Source organism: Sorangiineae bacterium MSr12523 (assembly GCA_037157775.1).
Taxonomy (GTDB): domain Bacteria; phylum Myxococcota_A; class Polyangia; order Polyangiales; family Polyangiaceae; genus Pendulispora; species Pendulispora brunnea.
The window spans coordinates 10,177,575-10,195,189 of record CP089982.1; the positions used below are offsets into that span (position 1 = coordinate 10,177,575).

At 64.7% G+C, this 17,615-nt stretch carries 8 protein-coding genes and 1 pseudogene; 5 read left to right on the top strand and 4 right to left on the bottom strand.

Features of this window, described 5'->3' with window-relative positions; translation table 11 throughout:
• Positions 1-67: 67 nt before the first annotated feature.
• Positions 68-7,009 (bottom strand): annotated as a pseudogene (locus tag LZC95_39850) (amino acid adenylation domain-containing protein).
• Positions 7,010-7,677: 668 nt separating this feature from the next.
• Between LZC95_39850 and LZC95_39855 the strand changes: the two are divergent.
• The gene (locus LZC95_39855) at positions 7,678-9,123 is read left to right on the top strand and encodes a hypothetical protein (protein WXA92589.1); all 1,446 of its coding nucleotides are present in this window, start codon (positions 7,678-7,680) and stop codon (positions 9,121-9,123) included.
• Positions 9,124-9,769: 646 nt separating this feature from the next.
• On the opposite strand, the gene LZC95_39860 is transcribed toward LZC95_39855, so the two are convergent.
• Positions 9,770-10,570: a helix-turn-helix domain-containing protein gene (locus LZC95_39860; protein ID WXA92590.1), complete on the bottom strand. Its 801-nt coding sequence runs from the start codon at positions 10,568-10,570 to the stop codon at positions 9,770-9,772.
• Between the two features lie 9 nt (positions 10,571-10,579).
• Between LZC95_39860 and LZC95_39865 the strand changes: the two genes are divergently transcribed.
• Positions 10,580-10,936: a DUF4345 domain-containing protein gene (locus LZC95_39865; GenBank protein WXA92591.1), complete on the top strand. Its 357-nt coding sequence runs from the start codon at positions 10,580-10,582 to the stop codon at positions 10,934-10,936.
• A gap of 5 nt (positions 10,937-10,941) precedes the next feature.
• On the opposite strand, the gene LZC95_39870 is transcribed toward LZC95_39865, so the two are convergent.
• Complete coding sequence (locus LZC95_39870; GenBank protein ID WXA92592.1) at positions 10,942-13,071, bottom strand: M13 family metallopeptidase; 2,130 nt, start codon at positions 13,069-13,071, stop codon at positions 10,942-10,944.
• A 106-nt stretch (positions 13,072-13,177) separates the two neighbouring features.
• Here LZC95_39870 and LZC95_39875 point away from each other — a divergent pair, with 106 nt between their 5' ends.
• Genes LZC95_39875 through LZC95_39885 form a run of 3 tightly spaced genes read left to right on the top strand, consistent with a single transcriptional unit; the run spans position 13,178 to position 16,462 of the window.
• On the top strand, positions 13,178-14,113 hold the full coding sequence (locus tag LZC95_39875; GenBank protein ID WXA92593.1) for a bifunctional helix-turn-helix transcriptional regulator/GNAT family N-acetyltransferase: 936 nt from the start codon (positions 13,178-13,180) through the stop codon (positions 14,111-14,113).
• Between the two features lie 5 nt (positions 14,114-14,118).
• Entirely contained in the window at positions 14,119-14,760 is a 642-nt protein-coding gene (locus LZC95_39880; GenBank protein ID WXA92594.1) for a glutathione S-transferase family protein, read from the top strand.
• A 1-nt stretch (position 14,761) separates the two neighbouring features.
• Complete coding sequence (locus LZC95_39885; GenBank protein WXA92595.1) at positions 14,762-16,462, top strand: PQQ-dependent sugar dehydrogenase; 1,701 nt, start codon at positions 14,762-14,764, stop codon at positions 16,460-16,462.
• A 169-nt stretch (positions 16,463-16,631) separates the two neighbouring features.
• Here the strand turns inward: LZC95_39885 and LZC95_39890 are convergent, their stop codons facing one another.
• Positions 16,632-17,612 carry a hypothetical protein gene (locus LZC95_39890; GenBank protein WXA92596.1) on the bottom strand — a complete coding sequence of 327 codons (981 nt, stop codon included), beginning with the start codon at positions 17,610-17,612 and terminating at the stop codon, positions 16,632-16,634.
• Between the last annotated feature and the right edge of the window lie 3 nt (positions 17,613-17,615).

Here is a 17,615-nt window from a genome sequence, read left to right on the forward strand (position 1 = left end):
TGATTGCTGCGGTGAGGTGTTGAACGTGCGGCTCGGCCATCATGGTCAGATGGTCGCCCGGGATTTCGATGACTTCGAGTTTTGCGGACGTGCGCCCCGTCCAGCCATTGGCCGGGTCGCGGTACATGGATCCTGCGCTGTCGTGCATGGGACGCAGCACCTCGGGCAGCGGACGCGCCGCGCGAAGCAGCGTGATGTCGCGGTCCAACACGCCGGGACGGTAATCGAGCACCGCTCGGGAATTGGCTTTGTACACCTCGAACAGACGGCGTGCCGTCGTCCCCGAGCTGCCGCCGGGAAGAACACCGAGCTTCACCGCCTGCTGCGCGATGAAGTCGAATTTCTCCTCCAACGTGCCCAGGTTCGACGGAATCGCGTCCATCGGCGCGCTTGCACCGCGTTCGAGCCAGAGAAGCTCCCAGAAGAACCAGCCGAGCACGAACTCGTCGGCCGCGCGCGTCCGTTCCTCCGGGCTCAATGCGACCGTGTCGATGATGATCAGCTGCGAAATGTCCTCGCCGGCCTCGCGCAATTGGCGCGCCATTTCGAAGGCCACGAAGCCGCCGAAGGACCAGCCGCCAATCGCATAGGGTCCGACCGGCTGCACGCGCCGCAAGGCGGCAAGGTAGCTCGCGGCAAGCTCGGAAACGCTCTCGATGGGCACACTTCCCGCCTCGGCGCCTGCCGCTTGCAGCGCGTACAGCGGCTGATCATCGGGCAGGTGACGCGCCAGCGGGAGGTAACACAGCACATTGCCTCCCATCGGGTGCACCAGGAACAACGGCGGGCGCGTCCCCTCGGGCCGAATGCTCACGAGCGGATCGAATGCCGCCATGGCCCCGTCGCGCCGGAGATGCGCTGCAAGGGCCGCCGCCGTTGGAGCCTTCAACAGGTGCGACAGCGGAACGTGCGCGCCGAAGCGCTGCTCGATCATCATCACGAGCCGCATCGCGGTGAGCGAGGTCCCGCCGAGCTCGAACATGTCGTCGTCCACCCCGATGTCGGAACGCTGGAGCAAGTCCGCGAGCGTCTCCACGAGCACGCGCTCGTACACGTCCGCGGGTTCGCGTCCATTCGACTTCGACGACTGCGCCAGGGGCCTCTTGCGAAGCGCCTCGTTGTCGCGCTTTCCGCTGGGGGTGCGCGGCAGGCTTTCGATCCACTCCAGGTGCGAAGGCACCATGTGCTTGGGCAGCACGCTTCGAAGCCGCTCGGTGATGGCTTCGAGCGGCACCTCGGCGGGATCGCCCACGAGAAATGCGGCCAGGAACGCATCGCCGTCGCGCCGCCGGGTCACCACCACGGCGGCCTCCCGAAGGCCGGCGAACTCGGCGCCCAGATCGAGGATGGCGCGCTCGACCTCCGCCGGCTCCACGCGGAATCCGCGCACCTTCACCTGATCATCGGCGCGGCCGAGGCAGACGATGGCCCCGCTGGGCAGCACCATGCCGAGATCACCGGTGCGGTACAATCGATCGCCGTCCACACCGAAGGGGTGCGCGAGAAAGCGCTCTTTGGTCAGATCGGGCCTGCCGAGGTAACCATCGGCGAGGCAGCGCCCGCCCACGTAAATCTCGCCGCGCACGCCGGGCGGCACGGGACGAAGCTGCGCATCGAGCACGTGCACCTCGGCGCCGTCGATGGGCGAACCGATCGGCGGCAGCGCGGGAAACACCTCCGGATCTCCGGTCATCGCGAAGCTGGTCACCACGTGGGTCTCGGTCGGGCCGTACTGGTTCTCCAGAATTGCGCCCGCGCACAGACGGCGAATGGCGCTGGTAACCCGAAGTTGCTCGCCGGACGAAATGATCACGCGCAAGCCTCGCGGGCGCATGTCGAGCGCGCTCGCCGTCTCGGCGAGCTGCTGCAGCGCCACGTACGGCATGAAGATCCGTGCGACCTCGTTTCGATCCATGAGCCGCAGCAGCGCACGCATGTCGTGCCGCTCCTCCTCGGATACGAGCTGCAACGTCCCACCGGAGCACAGCGTCGCGTAAATCTCTTGGAACGAGACGTCGAAGCTGAGAGGCGCATACTGCAAGGTCACGCCGCCCGCCGCGGCCGTCGCGATACGATTTTGCCAGCGGACCAAGTTGGCGAGCGCGCGATGCGGCATCACCACGCCCTTGGGCGTTCCCGTCGAGCCCGAGGTGAACAAGATGTACGCGGCGCTCGCGAGAGGGATTTCCGGCAGCGGAGCACGCGGGCCCTCCGCATCGTGCACCTCGACGAAGTCGTCCCGGTTGAGGATGCGAAACGGGCGAGCCTGTTCGGTCATCGCATCGATCCGCGCCTTCGGGTAGCTCACGTCGAGCGGCACGCACGCGCCCCCCGCCTTGGCGATGCCCAGCACCCCGGCAATCATCTCGGGTGAGCGATCCATCGCGAGGCCGACGGTCATCGCACCCGGCGTGCCCCCTTCGGCGAGAAGCCGCCGCGCAATTCCGTTGGCCGCGCGATCGAGCTCGCGGTACGTCCAGCGCGTGTCGCCGAAGCGCACCGCGATGCCGTCAGGCGTGCGGGCGACCTGCACCTCGAATTGTCGCACCACGTCGATGGCCGAGAGCGACGCGAAGTCCGGCGCCTCGTGCGGATGCTCGAGCATCCGCTGAAGGATGCGCACGTACGCCTCGCCAAAGAGCCCGACCTGGTCGGCGCTGAGGGCGTTGCGGCGCGCATCGATCCGGAGCCGCATGCGGCCGTCGTCGACGTTGGTGACCGCGTTCACCAGCAGCGCGAGGTTCGTTTCCTCCCACGAGTCGAAGCGGCGCAGCGCCACACCTGGGAGCTCCAGCACCGCGGAGAGCACGTGGAAGTGCACGTAGTTGAACGCCGTGTCGAGCACCTCGCTCGCGGTATCGGCTTGGATCGCGCTCAGCGGATAACGCCGGTGCGCGTGCCCCTCCTGCTCCTGGCGGAAGGTCTCGCGCGCCGCCTCGAGCCAACTCGGAGCAGCCTGCCCAAGGCGCACCGGCACCGTATTGAGGAACAAGCCGGCCATGCGATCGGCGCCCTCGCGCTCGGGACGACCGTGCGTGATCAGCCCCGTGGTGATGTCGTCCGTCCCCGAAAAGAGGCGCAAGGTCTGGCAGTACGCCGCGAAGAGCACCGATTTGATCGGGATGGCATGCTCACGCGCGAAATCGCGCACCATCGTCTCGAGGCCGTCCGGAAAGGCGATATACCGAACCACGGCGTCGCCCTCACGCGGCGATTCGTACGAGCCGAACGCAGGAAGCTCCAGCAGCGACGCCCCTTCGAGTTTGCCGCGCCAATACGCGCGCGCCTCCTCCGATGCGAGCGCCCGCTGTTCCTCGCGCACGTGATACGCGGGCGACGGCGGCGGCCGATCGTCGACGGCCTCGATGCCGCGGCCGAGGGCGTGAAGGTAATCCTGAAGGAGCTCGCGCAGGAGATTCGCGATGCTGCCACCGTCCAAAATGGCATGGTGAAAGCTGAATACGAGCTCCACAACCTCGGGCCGCAGGTGAACGCGGAAAAGGTAGAGCGGCGCCTGGTCCAACCGATACGGGTGAAAGCGCCGCGCCTCGACGTGACGGCGAATCTCGGCCTCCGCGGCCGCCTCGCTCCACGTGCGCAAGTCGGCAATGCTCAAACCGCCGGGCGCGGCACGCCGAACGAGCTGCAGCGGCTCCGCGTGGCTCCCCAAATCGAACGAGGTGCGCAGCGCGGGATGACGAGCAACCAACTTGTCGAAGGCCTGGCGAAAGCGCGCCTCCTCCCAGGGGAGCGCCAAGGTGTAACGGAAGACGTCTTGGTAGACGGCCGACCGCGGGTGCTGCCGACTGTGATAGAGCATCCCGAGCTGCAAACGGGTGACGGGGTACGCGTCCTCGCAGTCCTCGAGCTGCGCCCGATCGACGCGCGAAACGAGCTTGAACGGTTCGAGCGCTTCGTCCGCCGCCGCCAGCGACATCGCGCGCACGGCCAGCTGGGCCACCGTGGGATGCTGAACCAGATCGGTCAGCGAGAAGTGCACGCCGCGCCCTGCGGCCTGCGCGCGAACGCGAAGCGCGGTGATCGAGTCGCCACCGAGCGCAAAGTAATCATCGTGCACGCCCACGCGCTCCACACCGAGCACCTCGGCCCAAACGGCGGCGATCGTAGCCTCCAACTCGGTGCGCGACGCCTCGTACGGGCGCGGCGCTTCCGCAGGGGAGAACGCCGCGAGCGCTTTGCGGTCCGCCTTGCCGTTCGGCGTGAGCGGGATACGCGCGATGCGGACGAACCGCGCAGGGACCATGTATTCGGGCAACGTCACGCGAAGTTCCGCGCGAAGTGCGCCGTCGTCGAGGTCCTCGTCGGAGACGTAATACGCGACCAAGTGCGTCCCGCGCGCTTCGGAAACGTGGTCCATGACGACGGCATCGTGAACACCGCGCACTTTGGAGAGGGCGTTGGATACCTCGCCGAGCTCGACGCGGTTGCCGCGAATCTTCACCTGCCCATCGAGCCGGCCGAGGTATTCGAGGTTGCCATCGGCCAGCCATCGGGCGAGATCGCCCGTGCGGTACATGCGCTCACCGGGGAAAAACGGATCGGCGCAAAACTTCTCCTTGGTCAGCTCGAGCCGATCGAGGTACCCGCGTGCCACACCGACCCCGGCGATGCAGAGCTCCCCGGGCACACCCGGCGGCTGCAATTTGCCGTTCGCATCGAGGACATAAAGGCGCATATTGTCGATGGGCCGCCCGATGGGCACGCGCGCCACGGAAGGCTCCGTCGGACAATCGAAATAGGATACGTCGACCGTGGCCTCCGTCGGACCGTACAGGTTGACCAGGCGGGGTCCGCCACCCGCGAAAATGCGATTGAATTGTTCGACGCGCGCCGGAGGCAACGCCTCGCCGCTGCAAAAGACGAAGCGAAGCGAGGAGGTCTCCGCGCGCCGCTCGGGCGCTCCCTCGAGCGCATCGAGAAAGGGACCGAACATCGACGGCACGAAGTGGATCGCCGTGACCTTTCGCGCGCCAACCGCGTGCAAAATCTCGAGCGGGTCTTTTTCCGCACCCGGCGGCAGCAACGCCAGCCCCGCGCCTTGAATGGCCCACCAAAAGAGCTCCCACACGGAGACGTCGAACGAGATCGGCGTCTTTTGCAGGAGCACGTCGTTTGGCCCGAGTGGATAGGCCGTCTGCATCCACGTCAATCGATTGATGATGGAATGATGCTCGACCATCGCGCCCTTGGGATTTCCCGTCGAGCCCGAGGTATAAATGACATACGCGAGGTTCTCCGGCCCTGCCCCCAAAAGAGGGAAGACGGCCCCAGACTGTGCCTCGACCTGCCGCAATCGGTCGATGTCGACCACGGCCTTGGCGCGACTGTCGGCAAGCAAAAAGCGAATACGCTCCTCGGGATACCCTGGATCGATGGGCACATACGCCCCACCGGCCTTCATCACACCAAGCAGTGCAACGAGCATGTCCGGGCTGCGCTCCATCACGACGGCGACCCGATCGTCGGGGCCCACGCCATCCTCTTCGCGCAACGCCCGGGCCAATCGATTGGCGCGCGCATCGAGCTGGGCATACGTCAGAGTGGCGCCATCAGCTCCGGTAATGGCGATATGGTCCGGAATGCGCGCGGCCTGCTCCTCGAAGAGCCCGTGCACCGTGGCATCGCGCCGATACGCCGTGCGCGGCCCCGTACCGATCTCGAGCAGCGCGGCGCGGGTCGCCCCATCGACCAATTCGAGCTCGGAAATGGGTCGATCCAGATTCGCGAGGGATTGCTCCACCAACGCTTGGATGGACTGCGCCACGCGGGCGGACGGCATGTCGTCGTCGAAGACGTCCTGCGCATAGTAGAAGGCCAAATGCAGGGCATCGTCCCCTTCGAACGACAGCGCCGTGATCGACAATGCGTCCGAATCGTGGACGAGCATGGTCGGTACCAAGGTCCCGCGCGCGATTCCCGGGATTTCCGTCGGTGTAGGAAGGCGCATATAGGAGAAGGTCACATCGAACAGCGGCCCCGTTCCCCGCGGCACCGCCTCGCGCATGACATCGCCCAAAGAAAGCCGTTCGTGCGCACGCAGCGTGGACAAGGCCGTCCGGGTCCGCGCCACCAGCTCCCGCATGGTCATGCCCCCCGTGAGGGCCACGCGCAGAGGCAGCATGTTCGCGACCTGACCGCAAACCCGCCGCGCGACGTCGCCTTGGCGATTCGCAAACGGAATACCGAGAACGATCTCGTCGCGCCCGTGGACTCGCGACGCATAAATAGCCATTACCGCTGTAAAATACGCAGATAGCGCCGCTCCACTCTCTTGAATTCGCTTGATGACGTGTCCGTCGACGGTCAAGCGATGACATGCCGTCGCCCGCTCCCCCGATTTCGCTTTTCGTGCAAACAGAGCGGGTGATACGCCCGCCAGCTCCGCGCGAAAGAATTCGACGTCCCGTTCGTACTCGGCCGAGGCGAGGTAGCGAGCTTCCTCGTCGATGAAATCCAAGTACGAGGATCCGGCAAGCTTCGCCGGCTCGCCGGTGCGACGTACGTGAAGGTAGTCCGCCACCACGTCATCGGTGAGCCGGATGGTGGCAATCCCATCGACGGCAATGTGGTGCACCTTCGAATAGACGTGCACGACGGAGTCGCTCTCGCGCAGCAGAGAAACTTCGATCAACCTATTTTTCTCGATCGAAAATGGACGCGCCAGTGAGTGCTCACACCACGCTTTGCATGCGGCCGCCGGGTCCGGCTCGCGCGAAAAGTCGACAATGGGAATCTCGGGCTTCTCCCGTTCGAGCCATTGACGAGGCTCGCCATCCATTTCGGCCAAACGAAGATGCCAGGGATCGTGACGATCGATCACTCGAATAGCGCATTCTCTCAGCAGCTCGAAGTCGAGCTCGCCTTCGAGACGCGCGCACGTCGAAAAATTGAACTGGGGATTGTCAGGAAGACGTGAATTGGCGATCCAAATATCGCGTTGGTACGCCGTCAATGGACGGCGCACGCGCGAATCGAAATGCTGGCCCATGGTCACCGCTGCGAAAGGGAGAAAGGGATCGTCTGCAGCGAATACGGAACGCGACGCCTCGATACTTCACGGCATCTTCGCCTTCCGAGCATACTGCGGCATGCGACACGCGCACGCAACGTAACGCGTTGCGCAACATTTATTGCCATCTATTCTCCGAGAGTCAAGCCAAATACCACTTCGCGATTACCTGCGCAGCCGACGTCGATTGCATGTTTGGCGTTCCGTACAATTCTCCCGCCTTCAGCAGGTCCGAGTGAGGTTCACCCGATTCGGTTCACGTGAATCGACGTTTCCTTCATTCGATAACAACTTTGCTAATGCGAGGCTGTAATAACAACATCGCAACGCCCGCCCGCGACCGAACATTCTCGGCAGAGCATCAAATCACGGTGACTCGATAATCGTATCCAATCGCGACAATACGAAAGTCGAAATCCAAGTTGACGCCTCTCCTGATCATCAATTGCCATCATGCGGATTCGCATCTTCGACGAGCCGCGCGATGAAGTCGGAGCGGCTCCAGAAGGCTTCGCGTCGAGCCCGCCATCCGTCGGTCCTCACGGCAAGTGCCGCGGGTGCATGAGGCCGGCCGGAAACGACACTCGAAAAAGATCGCGCCACGCAGCCGAAGCATCGCGACGCTTTCCGTAAGGTTCTCTGAAGCCATGAACCTTACAAAATTACGCTCCCTGTATGGCGGTGTCCCATCGGTGTCTCTGCTCGTGTTTCTCGCGGGCGGTTGCTCGTCCGAGGCACCGGAAACGATAGAAAATGCACCCAGTGCACTGACCAACCCGGTCGAGGAGGACATTATCGTCCAACTGCGGAATGTGCCCGGCATCGTCGAGGTGCGCGAGATGGCCGTAACGGAGCCAGGCCGGCGCTATTTGGCACTTCGCTTCGAGCAGCCCGTCGATCACCATCATCCGGATGGACCGAAGTTCACCGAACGGTTCACCATGATCTATCGCTCGCGCGAGCTGCCCATGGTGCTCGAATCCACGGGGTACAGCGTTTCCTCCACGCGGATATGGGAGGTCGAGCCCGCGCGCATGCTCCAGGCCAACCAGATCTCGTTGGAATTTCGCTTCTTCGGCGAATCGGTACCGGCCACCGTCGATTACACCAAGATAAACGCCTTCCAGGCCGCCGCCGACGAGCATCGGCTCATCCAAGCCTTGCGTCCGCTCTTCACGAACAAGTGGCTCTCCACCGGCTCGAGCCGGGGTGGGATGACCGCCATGGCCCACCGGTATTACTACCCCGACGACGTCGAGGCCACCGTCGCGTACGTGGCGCCTCACAATTACCATACGAGCGATCCGCGCTACGTGTCGTTTCTGGAGCACGTGGGCGATGACCCCGCCTGCCGCCAAAAATTGAAAGACTTCCAGACGGAGCTTCTGCGACGCCGTGCGGAAATCGAGCCACTCATGGTCCAGGAGGCGTCGGCGTACGGTGACGGGTACGAGAAAACCCTAGGCATTCACCGCGCCATGGACGCCACGGTCACCGAGGCATCCTTCTTCTTCTGGCAATATGGGGAAACGACCTGTGCAGAAATACCGTCGACGGCGGCCACCACGCAGCAGCTGTTCGGCTTTTTGCAAAAGATATACTTCGGCAATATCGCAGGCGGTGGCTTCGGCGATGCAACGAATACCTTCTTTGCGCCGGGGTATTACCATGCCGCCACGGAGCAGGGTTACTCGGGATTTCAATATTCCCATTTGCGACCTTACCTGACACCGGGATTCAAAGACGAACCGGCCATGTATCCGCCCTTCGACGTGGAAAAGCGCTTCAACCCCGAGGTGAACATTCGTATCGGCACGTGGTCCGCGGCCTCGGCCCAGCGGGTGCTGCTCGTTTATGGCGAGAACGACCCGTGGTCCGCCGGCGCCTTCGTCGTCAGCCCAGCCAACGATAGCTACCGGTACTTCGTACCGAAGGGGAACCACAGCGCGAACATCGCCCGGCTCCCCGCACCGGAAAGGGCAAAAGCCACCGCTACCCTGGCACGCTGGATGGGTGTCCAGATCCCCGTCACGGTAGAGGCGCTCCGATCACCAACTTTGGAGGAATCCCCCACGCCTCGTTTGCGTTGGTAACATAAAGCCATGGATCTCGTGTCGCCCGCCACCGTCACGCTCATCCTCGGGGTGGTGCTGTTCGGGTTCGCGCTGGTCCGCCTCACGGCGGGCCGGCGCCGTGCGGCGGAGGCGCGTGCGCTCTTGCGCCACCGCAAGCACAACGATCTCGCGGAGGGGCGCCCCGTCACGCTTCGCGGAACGGTGCGCACCTCGGAAAAGTGCATTCAGACGAGCTTTCCCCCCGCCGGCGTGCTCGGTGGCTCGACGTCGGGATCGCGCGACGCCATGCTCGATGTGGAGGGCGAGCAGCCGGTGCGCATTCTCCTCGACGAGAGCGTGCAGGTCGTTCTCGGCTCCCGAGAGCGCGCCACGCACGACGGGCGCTCCTACCGGCTCTTCGATGGAGACCGCGTCATTGCGGCGGGGACACTCGAACGAACGGCGACAAGGTGCGACGGCCCGACGGCGGGCTACCGGAAATCGGCTGCGACCCTTCGTCTCGTGGCCGATGCCTCCGGCGCGCCGCCCATCCTGCTCTCGCAAACCGGCCCGAGAGCGGTCCGTGCGTTCCCGGTGATGGAGGCCCTTGCGGGCATTTCCCTGATGCTGCTCGGCACCATCGAGCTGGTCGAGCCGGAGCCACCGGCGCCGCACCACCCGTCCGTCACCCTCGCCTTTCGGGCTCCCGTCGCGCCACTTCAGATGGCGCGGCCGATTCCGCAAAAACAATGCGTGTACTCGCATATAGACGACTTGGAGGAACGCCAAACATCGCGTGGAAGGCGCTACTGAAGTGCGCGGAGCTCGAGAATCCCGCGTCCATGGCGGCCGAGGTGAGATCCCCTCCCCGCGTCAACGCGGCACCGGCGCGCAGCATGCGGGCCCAGAGTCGATACCGGCGAAAGGTCGTCGACGTCTCCTGTTGGAACAAATGAAGGAACCGCGACGTCGATAGCCCTGCACGCTCCGCGAAAAAGGCAGCCGATTCCGCGGCGCAAGGATCCCGCACGATGGCCGCCGCCGCCGCCCGCACGCGCGGATCGAGTCGCGCGTCCCGCCCCTCCGTGGCCGCCGCCTTCGCGAGCCAAGCCTCCGGCGCCTCGAAATCGAGCAACGCGTCCTCGTGCCGATGCCCGTGCGCGATCGGCCCCGTGTGCATCTTCATTTGGCGCCGGCACGCACGTTCGAGCGGCGTGCCCGGGTCCAGGTACGCGAAGATCATCTCCGCACCGTGGGCCACGAGCCGATGCGGCGTCCGTGCGGGAATCAACGCGGAGCGCGCCTTGAACGAAACACGGCCTACGTGCACGGTGAACGCGGCATCGACCCCCACCGCAAGGCATGCCACCGATCCGGAGTGCGTATCGAGCTGCAGCGACGCCCCGCGGTAAATCGCCCGCCCTGGCCATAGCCACAGCGTGGCGTAGCACGTTCGTGAAAGCGGAGGCCCGGCCGTCTCGGTCATGCTTGCACCATGGATAGTGCACGGCTCGCCCTCGTGGCGTTCTTCTTCTTGGGCATGGGCGTCTTTGGCCTGCTCGCACCGACGAGACTGGTAGCCCCATTCCGCATCGCGTTGGAGAGCGCCGACGCGCGCACGGAGGTGCGGGCGGTCTACGGTGGATTCGGCATCGCCATCGGGATCCTTCTCCTCGCAGCCATCGCTCGCACGGATCTGCGGCGCGGCGCCGCGGTGGCCGTGGCCATCGCCCTGCTCGGCATGGCCTTCGGCCGACTCGTGGCGCGCGCCTTCGAGCGCCCGTCCGCCTTCTACCCAACATGGTTCTATTTCTGGGTAGAGCTCGCGGGCGCCGGTTTGCTTCTAGCTTGAACGGCTCACCACACGCGCACACGTGCATTCGGCGCGAGATAGAGCGGATCGCCCGCCCCCACGTCGAATGCCGAATACCACGCATCCAAATTCCGCATGGTGAAGGTGCGGTACTTCGGTGGCGCGTGCCCGTCGGTCATGACCCGGTGCCTCAGGCTCTCGTCGCGAATCTTGCTCTGCCACGATTGCGCGTATGACAGGAAGAACTGTTGATCGCCGGAAAGCCCGTCTTGCACCGGCGCAGGCGCACCGCCCAGCGACGCACGCCACGCATCGTAAGCCACGGCGAGCCCCGCGAGATCGGCAATGTTCTCACCCAACGTCTGTTTGCCATTCACGGCCAAATCGGGAAACGGTTTGTACGCATCGTATTGAGCGGCCAGCGCGGCGCCGGACGACTGGAAGTGCGCCAGATCGTCGGGAGTCCACCAATCGGCAAAACGCCCGCGCGCATCGAACTTGGCGCCCTGATCGTCGAAGGAATGGCTAATCTCGTGCCCGATGATGGCTCCGATGGCCCCGTAATTGGCCGCGGCGGTGGACTTTGCATCGAAATACGGCGGCGAAAGCATGCCCGCCGGGAAGTTCAATGTATTGCGCACCGGCAGATTCACGGCATTGACCACCTGCGGCACCATGGCCCACTCACCACGATCGGCCGGGCGCCCAATCTTTTGCAGGTTGCGCCGATACTCGAAAAGCTGCGCGCGCTCGAAATTGCCGAATGCATCGCCGCGCACGACCTCCAGCCCCGAATAATCGCGCCACGCATCCGGATATCCGACTTCGACCTTGAGCGTCCCGAGCTTCTCCTTCGCCTTGGCCTTCGTCGCCGGGGCCATCCACGTGAGCGCATCGATGCGCCGCCCGAACGCGGTCACGAGATTCTCTACTAGGCCCTGGACGGCGCGCTTCGTCTCCGGTGGGAAATAGCGCTCCACGTAAAGCTTGCCCACGGCCTCGCCGAGACCCTCGGTCACGACTTCGTTCGCCCGCCGCCAACGCGGCGGCGGCGCCTGCGTTCCACGCAGTTGTTTCGAGTGGAACTCGAAGCGCGCTTCGTCGAAGGCTTTCGGAAGGAAACGCGCCACGTGATCGATGGTGCGCGCGGTGAGATACTCCTTCCACACCGCGAGAGGCTCGCTCTTCACCAGCGCCGCAAGCCCCGTCACCGCCGCCGGCTGCCAGACGATGAACGATGCTTGCTTGTCCAGCGAAGCCGCCGCGAAATAGGCATTCCAATCCAAACCGGGCGCCTTCGCCGCGAAATCCGCGCGGGACCACGGATTGTTCGCCTTGGAGACATCGCCCGACTCTTCGCGGCTCGCGTGCTTCTGCGCGATCTTCTTCTCGAGCGCGACCACGCGGCCCGCCTTCGCATCCGCATCGGCCACACCGGCGAGCCGCAGCAACGTCGCCACGTAGCGCACGTACGCATCGCGATGCGCCTGCACGCGCGCACCCTCGTCCAAATAGTAGCTGCGGTCCGGCATGCCGAGGCCACCCTGGAGAAGGTACGGCACGGAACGCGACGGGTCGTTCAAGTCCTGCTCGACGAAGAGCCCGAGCACGTGGTCCGTATGGTAATTCGTATCGTTGAGCGGATCGACGTCCGCACGAAGCGTGCTGCCCAGGTACGTCGCCAGACCGCGCGCGTCACGGATCTTGGCAATGCGATCGAGCAGCGGCCGGAGCGGCGCCGTGCCCCGCGTCTCGATGGCCGCCTCGTCCATGTAGCTCGCGTACGTGTCGCCAATCTTCTTGGCCAACGAGCCCGCGGCCGTGCTCTTCGCCGTCTCCTCCAAAATACCGCGCGTGCGCTTCTCGATTTCCTCGGTAACCCGCACGCCGGTGCCGGTGGAACTGCGGTCCGCCGCAATTTCTGCCTTCGCGTACCACGCGCCGTTGGCATGAAGGAAGATGTCCGCCCCGGGCTTCACCGAGCGGTCCATCGCCGCGAGGTCGATGGAATGACCCGCCACCGTGGGCGGCGCCGCGGCCACGGGCGGGGGCGAAGCGCTCGATACGGGCGCGGGCGGCGCCGGCGGAGGCGATTCCGCGCCTCCACACGCAACGGCAGACAGCGCGGACAAGAGCGAAAGCGCAAAAGAAGGACGGAAAATGGAATTCGGCATGGTCGTGGATCGCGCATGCTAGCGCATTTCGCCAGCACATGCGGAACGAGACCCGTGTATAAAGTTGCACGTGACAACCAATTGGTTGCATGCAACAACTATCACCATGAGCACCACCCTTTTTCCGGAAGTCCTTCCCCTGCGGTATGCCTCGCGCAGCGTCGTGCGTGAACTCGGTTTTCTCCAGGACCGTTACGACGAGGCCGGGGTGAGTCATTCGGAGGCGCATGCGCTGATGGAAATCGAAAGCAAAGGCCCGGTTGCGCCCATCTCGCAAGCGGACCTGAGTCAGGCCCTCGGCCTCGACAAATCGACCACCAGCCGTATCGTCGCACGCCTGGTGGAGAAGGGCTGGGTGCGCGCGCCGAAGGACAAGCAGGACGCGCGGCGCAGTGTGCTCTTGCTCACGGCGGCGGGGCGCAAGCGCCTGGGCATCATCCATGGGCCGGCCAATTCACGGGTGCAGGAGGCGCTCGGCACCCTGTCGGAGGAGGAACGCAGCATCGTCCTCTTCGGGATGAATCTTTATGCGCGTGCGCTACGGGCCACGCGGCTGCAGGAGGAATTTCGCATTCGGCCGATTGCCCGAAAGGACAACGGAGTGCTCTCGGAGATCATCGGCGCGTGCCTCGCCGAATTCAGCCCAGGCACCCGCGGGCTGGTCGACGAAGACCCGGAATTTCATTCGCTCTACGAATTCTACCGCAAGCCGCGCTCGGCCTACTTCGTCATCGAGCGCGAGCAGCGGGTGCTCGGCGGCGCGGGTGTGGCCCCTCTGAAGGGCGGCGATGCGCACACCTGCGAGTTCCAAAAAATGTACCTGCTCGCGGAGTGCCGAGGGCACGGCCTAGGGCAACGCATGCTCGACATGTGCATGCGCACCGCCAAAGAATTCGGCTACCGGCGCGCCTACCTGGAAACCCTCACGAACATGAATCGCGCGCGCAAACTTTACGAGAAAAATGGTTTCATGGCGATTCCCAAGCAACTCGGCACCACGGGACACTACGGATCGGAAGCTTGGTACGTGAAGGAACTTTGAAAACCATGATTCTCTATCATTTCCTGAATTCGCCCTTCGCCCGCCGTGTTCGCTTTGCCATGGTCCTCAAGGGTATTTCCGTCGAGCTGCGCGACGCTCGCGCAACGCCGGAGAATCAGGAGGCCGTGCACTGCCTCAATCCCGTGCACACCGTGCCGGTTCTCGTCGATGGCGATCGCGTGATCTCGGATTCGACGGCCATCTGCCATTACTTGGACCGCAAGTTCCCCGAGCCGCCGCTCTGGCCCGCCGGGATGGCCGGCGCCGATGCCTTCGAGTTCGTCGCCTTGACCGACAGCGTGGTCCACATCTTGTCGGACCTGGGCATGCGTTACCATCCGCTGCACGAGCATCCGCAGTTTCCCGAGGTGCGCGACATGTTCATCGGCCGCGTGCAGCGCGTGTTGGACCGGCTGGCCCAAATGGTTTCGTCCCGTCCCGCGGGCGAGCCCTTGTGCGGCCCCGAGTGGAGCGGCGCCGACATTGCGGTTTACACCCTGGTCATCTGGCTCGAAGGGCTGCCCGCACGGGCCGCCACCTTTCCACCGGCGAAGTGGGTCGTGGACTTGGGGTGGTCGCTTCCGCAGGCGCTCCGGACGTGGGCCGATCCCCACCGCTGGCGAGAGGATGTGCTAATCACGGGCTAACATGGCCAGGAGTACGATCGTTCTTCCCATCGCCGGCGTCGCGGTTTTGGCTGCCGCGTCGGTCCTCTGGTTCCGTTCGCGCGGCGAGAGCCAGGCGAGTACGGTCGGCGCAGGCGATGCGCGCGACGGACGCGCAATGTTTCTCGAGCGATGCGCCGTCTGCCACGGACGCGAGGCCGAGGGCGCACAAGGCCCCGCGTTGCGCGGCGTGGTCGGTCGCAAAGCCGGCACCGAAGCGCGCTACGGCTATACGAAGGCGATGCGCGCCGCCGAGCTCACCTGGGACGAGCCCACGTTGGACAAGTTTCTCTCGGCACCCGGCCTGCTCGTGCCCGGGAGCACGATGACCTTGGCCACGACGTCCGCCGCCGACCGCAAAGCGATCATCGCGTACCTGGCGAGCCTCGGCAGCCGCCCCGAAAGCGTGCCCTCCGCACGGACCACGGACAACGCCTCCGGGGGCTTCCGCAGCGATGCACCGGGCGTGCGCCGTCGCATCACGGTGGCCGATCTTCCCGCGCCCAATGCCACGGAGTCGGTGCGCAATCGCGCCACCGTCGTCGATCGGCCACAGGGCGCGGAGCCGAAGCTTCCGCCAGGCTTTCATGCGACGCTCTTCGCAAAAGGGCTCTCGCAGCCGCGCCTTTTGCGCGTGGCGCCCAATGGAGATCTCTTCGTCGTAGAGAGCGACGCGAAACGGATTCAAGTGCTGCGCGCCAAAGAGGGCGCCGATGCCGCGGAGCGCGTGGAGACGTATGCCACGGGGTTCGACGATGCCTTCGGGCTCGTGTTCTATCCGCTCGGCCCCTCCCCCAAGTGGGTATACGTCGCCGAGGCCAATGCCGTGCGGCGCTTCGCGTACACGCAGGGAGATCTCACCGCGCGCGGCGCACCGGAGACCGTGATCGCGCAGCTCTCGCCCACCAGCGCCGGCCACACGATGCGCGATTTGGCTTTTTCCAACGACGGCAAGCGCATGTTCGTGGCCATGGGCTCGTCCTCCAACGTCGCCGAGGACGTCGCCAAGCGCACGCCCGAAGCCATTCGCGAGCTGGAGGCGACGCACGGCCTCGGCGCCATGTGGGACTCGGAGGAATACCGCGCCGCCGTCCTCTCCTTCGATGCCGATGGCAAGAACAAGCGCGTCTTCGCCACGGGCATCCGCAATTGCTCGGGCATGACGGTGCACCCGAAGACCAACGACGTGTGGTGCGCCACCAACGAGCGCGACAAACTCGGCGACGATCTGGTCCCCGACTACGTGACCCGCGTGCGCGAGAACGCCTTTTACGGGTGGCCCTGGTATTACCTCGGCGATCACGAGGATCCGCGCCACGCCGGCGAGCGAAAGGATCTCGCGGGCAAGGTGGCCATGCCCGACGTGCTTCTGCAGTCGCACTCGGCGCCGCTGCAGATGACCTTCTACGACGGGAAAATGTTCCCCGCGGAGTACCAGGGCAGCGCCTTCGTCGCCCTGCACGGCTCCTGGAACCGGGGCAGCCGCACCGGCTACAAGGTGGTGCGCATCCTCGTCAAAGACGGAGTTCCCACGGGCGAATACGAGGACTTCATGACCGGCTTCGTCATCGACGACGCGTCCGTGTGGGCCCGCCCGGTAGGCGTCGCCGTGGGCAACGACGGCGCCCTCTTCGTGGGTGACGACGCCAACGGCACCATCTGGCGTGTCACCTACCGCCCCTAGCTGGCGAGCACGATTCTCGACCACGAAGAAGAAACCGCCAGGGCGCCAAAAGAGAGTCGCCAGGATCGCCAGGTGAACCACCAATGAACCCTCATTTGGGTTTATCGTTGGTTCAGCTGGCGATCCTGGCGACTTTGGCGTCTTGGCGGTTCCTTCTTCTCTTCGAGGCTCACTTCTCCGTGATGGAGATCGCTTTTACGGCCTCGACGCCCAAGGTTACCGGTTGCTGGCCGCCCATTTCGGCCATCGACACCATGGTCTTGCCGTCTTTCTCGATGGCGCCCGCAAACACGATGACGCCGTCCTTCATGTACGCACGCCCCACGGCATCCTCGGGGTGCTGCAATCCCTGCCAGCCGCCGGCCGTCATGTCCGTGTCCATGTGATCGAGCACTTCGCGCGGGCTTGCCGTAGAAAGGTAGCCGCGCACACCGTAGGGCGTCCCCTCGACCGTGCCGGAGAGAATGCGGCGCGCTTGAATGGGGCGCGGAAGCAGCGGATTGTCCGACCCCGGCTCGAAGCTCTCCGTGGGCATCAGTCGATCGATGCGGAAGTGATCCTCGGTCCACATGGTCGTGATGCTCGTCACGCCTTTGTCGACGGCGGCGTACGCATAACGAAGTTTACCCAGCGCGCTCAGATCGTGCGTCTTGCTGAACTCATGCAGCCGGCCGAGCAGCGTATCCGGCGTGTCTTCCGATTTGATGAAGCAGAGCACCACGCCCTCGAGCTTCGTCGACGAACGAATCACGCCCATGTCGGGCACCGCCTGCGGCAGCACCTTGGCCGACGCCATCGCCGCCTTGTCCCACGTTCCCACGACGCCATTTTCGCGGCAGTGGTTTTCGAACTTGTCCAGCACCGTATTCAAATCCTCGGGGCTCGTTCCCAAGCCCATCGAAATCGATTCACCGTCGATATCGACCTTCGAATGCTGCTGAATCATATGTGCGAGCGGCGCCAGACTGCGACCGAGCTGCATACCGGTCTTGGCCACCTCCGCCCGCGCGGAATGCATGGAAAACGCGCTAAAGCCGAGCGCGAGTACCAACACGTACCCGAACACGCGCAATGTGCCGCGGGTGGAGCGGGCACGCTTCGCATTGAAGTTGCTCTTGTTGCGCAAAGCCATCCACATCAGTGACAACATGAT